Below are 6,444 nucleotides of genomic sequence, written 5' to 3' on the forward strand. Positions count from 1 at the left end.
GAAATTACATTTACAAAGCTTAATATTCTGTTATACAGGTTAATCGGAGCTTTCCTTCTTCCCGATTATCATCGGGACAGGCTCTTGAGGCCGTGTCCGATTACCAGCGGAAGAAGGTTAGGATGAGGTGAATCACCGTAGTAAAAGCTTGAGACAGATCACTTCTCCGCCAGCCGGCGGATCGTGATGACGCGTCGGGGATTGTGGGTTTGTGCAGCCACGACTGAATTGCATATTTCGGCTACGCTTTAAGCTTTCTTCTTTGGTCCGGGTTTCTTTTTTTCCTTATTTTTTACAAAAATAAGTTTATTGCGGCTTTTAGGATTTTCACGCTGCTCTATTTCAAACTGACCTGTAGATTTTATTAACGGTGTCAATTTTTCAAAGCCATAATTACGTGAGTCGAAGTTTGGCTGCTTTTTCTGCAAAAGGCTGCCCACATCTCCCAAAAATGCCCAGCCATCGTCGTCTGATAAATCGGAAATTGTAGATGATATTAGTTTGATTTCTTTCCGTGTAATTTTATCCACAGCATCCTTATCTTCTTCCTTATCATCATCTTTTTTATCAGCCTGTTTCTTAAGAATTTCAAGGTAAATAAACTTGTCGCAAGCTACAATAAATGGATCGGGTGTTTTTTTCTCCCCAATGCCAATAACCTGCAATCCAGCTTCGCGCAAACGCGTTGCAAGCCGGGTAAAATCGCTATCGCTGGAGACCAGACAAAAGCCCTGCACTTTTTGTGCATACAAAATATCCATAGCATCGATAATCATGGCCGAATCGGTAGCATTTTTGCCCGATGTATAGCCATATTGTTGAATGGGTGTAATGGCATTCTCCAATAAAAGTGATTTCCATTTTGCTAAATTAGGTTTGGTCCAATCGCCATAGATACGTTTTATGGTCGGATTCCCATATTTGGCTATTTCTTCCATCATCTCTTTTACGTTGCCGGGAGGAATATTATCGGCATCGATTAGTACAGCAAGATTTGTATTCATAAGTGTATTATTTTCTGTTTTTTTTCAGACTACAACAAACCATATTAATTGATTAAAACAAATTAATTTTCAACTAAAGCTTTTTGTTCATTGGATAACGGAATAAAACGGGCAGATAAATCCGGCTCAGCCATATCTTTATCTAAAGGATACATGGGCCGCTTAATACGTTTGTAGGGTAATCGTTCCAAATCCTGATCAACTCCGCCCGGCGTAAGGGCCATTATCCAATCACCCCGCATATTATATAATTCGGGTACGAGATACCCAATTTTCACAACTAAAATATCTGCTTCATGTGGTTTTAACTTAAGGTTGGTAAAATCAGCCATGTGATGGTAAGGTTTACGTTTTTTTGTGACTATTACCCGGGCACTCCCAACGCGCACCACAACTTCAACCTCTGCATATTTATCTCCTTTGTGAATGGCTTCCACAATACCTTTTAGTTTGACAGGCCCTGCATAGCGGTTATCTACTTCAGCACCTGCAAATTCGTTAACTTTTCCTCCCACGCCAACTTCCAGGGCTTTTATAACCAGTTTTGGGCCGGGTATGGATGCATAAATTAATGTTGGACCTTCAACCTTTTGGAAAGCCGCATTGTTGAGAATTTGCTTCAATGTCCAGGTAACATCTCCGGCACCGCCGGCTGTAGGGTTATCGCCCATATCGCTGATAATAAAGGGCTTTTTATTGCTTTGCAAAGCCATCTCAAGGCTTTCATCCAGTTTAGCCACAGGTGCTACAAACTCAAATTGTTCCCTTACATCCCAAAACGACTGCGCTAATTCTTCAGCCGATGCTTTCACCTGCTTTTTGTCATCTCCCGTAACCATTACCACCGCATGGTTTCGAGGCTCGTCGGCCCAGGCATAACCTACCCAAATGGCGGCATCTAACACGCCCTCTTTTTGGGTCATAGGTTTTACTTTGGCATATAAACTTTTGGCGGGCTCAATACGCGTACTGGTCTTTTCGCCCGGCAGCAAAATGGGCACTGGAATACGCGCTTTGTAAGCTGGTCTTCCTTTGCCGGACTCAATACGGTCAAGCAAATTTGTCAATGCACGTTTTTTAGATTCTATGGCATCCTCATGCGGCGCCATTCGGTAACAGGTAATTAAATCTGACTGATGCGCCAGTTGCGGGGAGACATTTCCATGCAAATCCATTGACGTTGAAATTAAAGCATCTTCACCTACCACATCACGCACGCGGCGTATCATATCGCCTTCGGGATCGTCCAGACCGACTACGCTCATGGCTCCATGAATATCGAAGAAGACGCCATCGTAAGGTACATTTGCTTCCAGTTTGGCAAGCATTCTGGTCATCAAACTTTCATAAGCTTCTTTGGTAACAATACCTCCTGGCAATGCATGACCACGTAGTGCTGGAAAATACCCGGCTCGTTTTCTTGTGGCAGAATCCTCATTTAAAAACGGATAGTACGTGTAAACCTCATCTCCCACTCTTGCATGAAAAGCATCTTCTGTGGTTTGTGCCGGAGAAAAAGTACTGGATTCAATGGCGAGACCGCAGATTGCTATTCGCGGGAGTTTATTTGTTGCATCAGGTGTTTTTTGTTTCGGATTGCAGCTGAAAAGAATTGATATGGCTAATAAAATTATGGTTATGATTTTCATTTTATGCAGTGATTTTGATTTTGTGCTAGTCAAATTTAATGAAAAATTACCTGAACACACTGCTGATTTAGGAACTGAAACAACAAATCGACATAACCCAATTATTTGTTGAATACACGGGGACTTACTTTCAAAAGCCATCAAAGCATAAGCCTTAATCTTCTAGCCGCCAAAATTTTTAAATTAACTAATTTCACGTTCTAATCGCACAGTGAAAAAAAATAACTATTATTTTTGAGCGCAATACATACAAACGGTACTTAATTAATTGCAATTTGCAATTAACCATTATTGTTGTTTATTTGCATTATTTTTAAGGTACATTTTTTAAATATTAAAATTATTACTATGAAGAAAATTACTTTACTTTTTGCTTTAATAAGCTTATTATTTGTTTTTAACGCAAATGGCCAAAAAATTTCTATTAGTGGTCATGTTGGGTACTCTTCACCACAAGGTGATGCCTTTACCTACGATGAAGGTTCTGGTGGAAAAGGTGGCTTTGGATATAGTGTAGACATCCTATATCACCTACCCCAATTTGACAACAAACTGGCTGTAGGGTTAATATACAATGATGCTCTTTTAGTAGGTGGAGGTACATCAGACAGCAATGTCGATCTCGATATGTACCTTCTGGGTATCCGAGGAGTTAAAGGGCAATACCGTTTTTTTGACAGCAAGGTTTCACCATATGGTGCAGTTTCACTTGGAGCATCGCGTTTAGAAGTACCTGAAGTTACATCAAATGATGAAGTTATTGCTGAGGGTGGATCAACCTATGCTTTTGGGATAGCTCCTGAAATTGGAGTAGAACTTGGAGGCTTTGTAATTTCTGCTATGTATTTAGTGCCTATGAAATATGAGACCTGGGGTAGTGATGAAGATTCGGCAGGCTCATTCCAAATTTCAATTGGATGGCGTGGTGGATTTGACCTGTAGTCAAAGTAAAAACATAAACAATTACATATCAGAACCGGTTGGAATGGGATCCAATCGGTTTTATTTTTGTTAAAGGTTCCTTCGTTGCGCTGGAAGGCAATCTGTCTCATAACTCAAGCGAAGCCATCTGTTTCAAGCTTCCGCTGCGGTTATTCACCTCACCCCGGCCCTCTTCCGCTGGTTATCGGACACGGCCTCAAGGAGAGGGGGCGCTCCGATTAGGCTGTATTGCCGGATTTAATCATTTGTATAGGTAATTTCTGCCGTTTTTTAGTTCTTTGCCGAAACGTAAATATTCTTTAACGGTTGTGCGCCGGGAGTCCGCTCCTTTAGGAGCGTTAGTGAGGTGCGCGGAGGGAGAAGTGATCTGTTTCAAGCTTCCGCTGCGGTAAATTGCAACAGTTCCCTTCGGCTCCGCTCAGGAAACGGCGTCGCTGATTACTAACCGCTCGAAGGGTTTCCGCTGCAATCCAACCGCTTCGAGGGTTAGGTTTCCGCTATGCTTCAACCGCTTCGAGGGTTGGCTCCGGTTATTTCAACAAATCGCTTTGTCGCTCTCGCTTACGTTACACTTCAGCGAGCAGAGTCGCTCCGCGCAATTACGTCCTTGATTTTAAGTTTTAACTCATTGAAATCGTAATCCTATAACTTTTCATTTAAAACTTTCAGCATTGCTCTAATCTGCTCATAATCAACAGAAATATGGTTGAATTCTTCAGGATTTGAGCTGCCACTCATGCTAACTTCTTGGTTTTGATATTGCATGTTTCCTTGTACGAAGATCTTAGCACTACTATGGAACTCAAACGCATTTGTATGGGCTAATAACTTACTTATATTTTCAGCATTGATACCACTTCCGGGCATGATGCTGATTTTATCCCCGGCTTTTTCAACTAATTTGGCAATCAGCTCTGCTCCTTCCATTGCAGTATTTTGCGCTCCTGATGTTAAAACACGTGTGACGCCCAAATCAATCAGTTGATCTAATGCCCGGTACGGATCTTTGCACATATCAAAAGCCCGGTGAAAAGTCACTTCCATGTTGCCCACAATTTCAATAATAGTTTTTGTGCGGCTCAGGTCTATTTCACCATTAGCAGAAAGGAAACCAACCACTACCCCATTGGCTCCCAACTCCTTTATCATGCGTACATCTTCTTTGATAATTGCATACTCGATTTCCGAATATACAAAATCTCCACCACGCGGACGCACAATCACGTTTACCGGGATATCAAGATTATCAACTACTTTTTGAATCGTGGCAAAAGAGGGCGTAGTACCTCCTTCTGCATAATTATCGCATAACTCAATGCGATGGGCGTCGGCTGCTTCAGCTAAAATGGCCGATTCAGCAGTATAGCAGCATATTTCTAATTTCCGATTAGTCATTACTAATTGTCTTCGAAAATATATTTGGCATAATTGATATTATTCGCCTCCAACCATTTAGCAAAAATTTTAAACCGGCGCTTAAAATCCTGAAAATTCTGATGCTGTTCATCTGTCCATAAAACTTCAGACAAAGCAGCCATGCGTGGCATCACCATGTGCTCCACATGATCCGGTGTTTTCATGTACTCAGTCCATACATTGCCCTGTGCACCCCAAACCATATTTTTGAGTTCAGCAGGTAAGTTATTCTTCACAGGATTTTTAATGTACAAAGAATCAACCGGCGTAAATCCACCAATGGCCATCGGTTCAATGGAGTCTTTCAAAGTAGTTTGATAGTGATCGAAATAACACAAAGACGCCGGAGTAAAAATCACTTTATGTCCGTGCTCTGCTGCTTCCAATGCGGGGCTGGGTTTTACCCAACTGCGCCAGAATGTAACTACAGCATCTTCAGGAGCACCTCCTTCAAGAATTTCGTCCCATCCGACAATGGTTTTACCTTTGGTACGTAAATAATCGGCTATGCGCTTAATAAAATAGCATTGCAAAGCTGCCTCATCTTTTACGCCAAGTTCTCTCATCCGCTGCTGAATTCTGGGTGAAGCTTTCCACTGGTCTTTTACGGCTTCATCTCCACCAATGTGAATATATTTTCCTGGAAATAATTTAGCCACCTCATCCAATACGTCTTCCAAAAATTCAAAAGTTGACTCATCAACGTTGTAAATATAGGGTGAAACGCCCCACCGTTTCCAAACCTCAATTTTTTCGCTCGTTACACCTAATTCGGGGTATGCAGCAATGGCTGCGCGTGCATGACCGGGCATTTCTATTTCGGGAATGATTGTTATTCCGCGTTGAGTGGCATAAGCTACAATTTCCTTAATTTCTTCCTGTGTGTAAAATCCTTCATGCGGAATCCCATCGTATTCGAAAGGTTTTACACCTCCATGTCCGGTGAGGGTTTCTTTCCGTTTTGATCCTACTTCAGTTAATTTCGGATATTTCTTAATTTCAATGCGCCACCCCTGGTCGTCGACCAAATGCCAATGAAAATAGTTCATTTTCAGCATCGCCATCATATCGATATATTTTTTAATAAAATCCACAGGCATAAAATGACGTGCCACATCCAGATGCATACCACGGTAAGTGTAATTTGGAGCATCGGATATGTGTTGATTCTGAATGGTTTTGTTGCCCTCTGCCGCAAAAAATAAAAGCTGTCTTAATGTTTGAATACCATACTTCAATCCGGAATTATCACCAGATTTCAGTACAACAATTTGTTGATTAATTTCTAAATCATAGGAATTTGGTTTCATCGCCTTATCGATTTGCAGAACAATCTCATTTTCTGCAGTTTCGGCAATTAAAAACCCGGAATTTTTAATATAACCGGATAACAGCTGCGATTCACTGGTGAATGCCTGATCAGATGATATTTT

Annotated in this window: 5 protein-coding genes; 1 reads left to right on the forward strand and 4 read right to left on the reverse strand. The window is 41.4% G+C overall.

All coding sequences use genetic code 11. The annotated features are described in order from the left end of the window. Positions 1-248: 248 nt before the first annotated feature. Complete coding sequence (locus tag VJ937_RS13050) at positions 249-1,004, reverse strand: NYN domain-containing protein (protein WP_324067791.1); 756 nt, start codon at positions 1,002-1,004, stop codon at positions 249-251. Positions 1,005-1,066: 62 nt separating this feature from the next. Beyond that, positions 1,067-2,653: a M81 family metallopeptidase gene (locus tag VJ937_RS13055; protein WP_324067792.1), complete on the reverse strand. Its 1,587-nt coding sequence runs from the start codon at positions 2,651-2,653 to the stop codon at positions 1,067-1,069. A gap of 348 nt (positions 2,654-3,001) precedes the next feature. Here VJ937_RS13055 and VJ937_RS13060 point away from each other — a divergent pair, with 348 nt between their 5' ends. Next, the gene (locus tag VJ937_RS13060) at positions 3,002-3,595 is read left to right on the forward strand and encodes an outer membrane beta-barrel protein (RefSeq protein WP_324067793.1); all 594 of its coding nucleotides are present in this window, start codon (positions 3,002-3,004) and stop codon (positions 3,593-3,595) included. 642 nt (positions 3,596-4,237) lie between these two features. On the opposite strand, the gene VJ937_RS13065 is transcribed toward VJ937_RS13060, so the two are convergent. Both VJ937_RS13065 and VJ937_RS13070 read right to left on the reverse strand, forming a co-directional pair. Beyond that, on the reverse strand, positions 4,238-4,990 hold the full coding sequence (locus VJ937_RS13065; protein WP_324067794.1) for a copper homeostasis protein CutC: 753 nt from the start codon (positions 4,988-4,990) through the stop codon (positions 4,238-4,240). 2 nt (positions 4,991-4,992) lie between these two features. Next, positions 4,993-6,444, reverse strand: a 1,452-nt coding sequence (locus VJ937_RS13070) for a beta-N-acetylhexosaminidase (protein ID WP_324067795.1), incomplete at its 5' end; no start/stop codon positions are given.

Origin of the sequence: Salinivirga sp. (assembly GCF_035268865.1) — a bacterium.
GTDB lineage: Bacteria > Bacteroidota > Bacteroidia > Bacteroidales > Salinivirgaceae > Salinivirga.

Coding starts and splice junctions, on each gene's coding strand:
- VJ937_RS13050 (WP_324067791.1), bottom strand. CDS start 1,004: ATGAATACAAATCTTGCTGTACTAATCGATGCCGATAATATTCCTCCC.
- VJ937_RS13065 (WP_324067794.1), bottom strand. CDS start 4,990: ATGACTAATCGGAAATTAGAAATATGCTGCTATACTGCTGAATCGGCC.
- VJ937_RS13055 (WP_324067792.1), bottom strand. CDS start 2,653: ATGAAAATCATAACCATAATTTTATTAGCCATATCAATTCTTTTCAGC.
- VJ937_RS13060 (WP_324067793.1), top strand. CDS start 3,002: ATGAAGAAAATTACTTTACTTTTTGCTTTAATAAGCTTATTATTTGTT.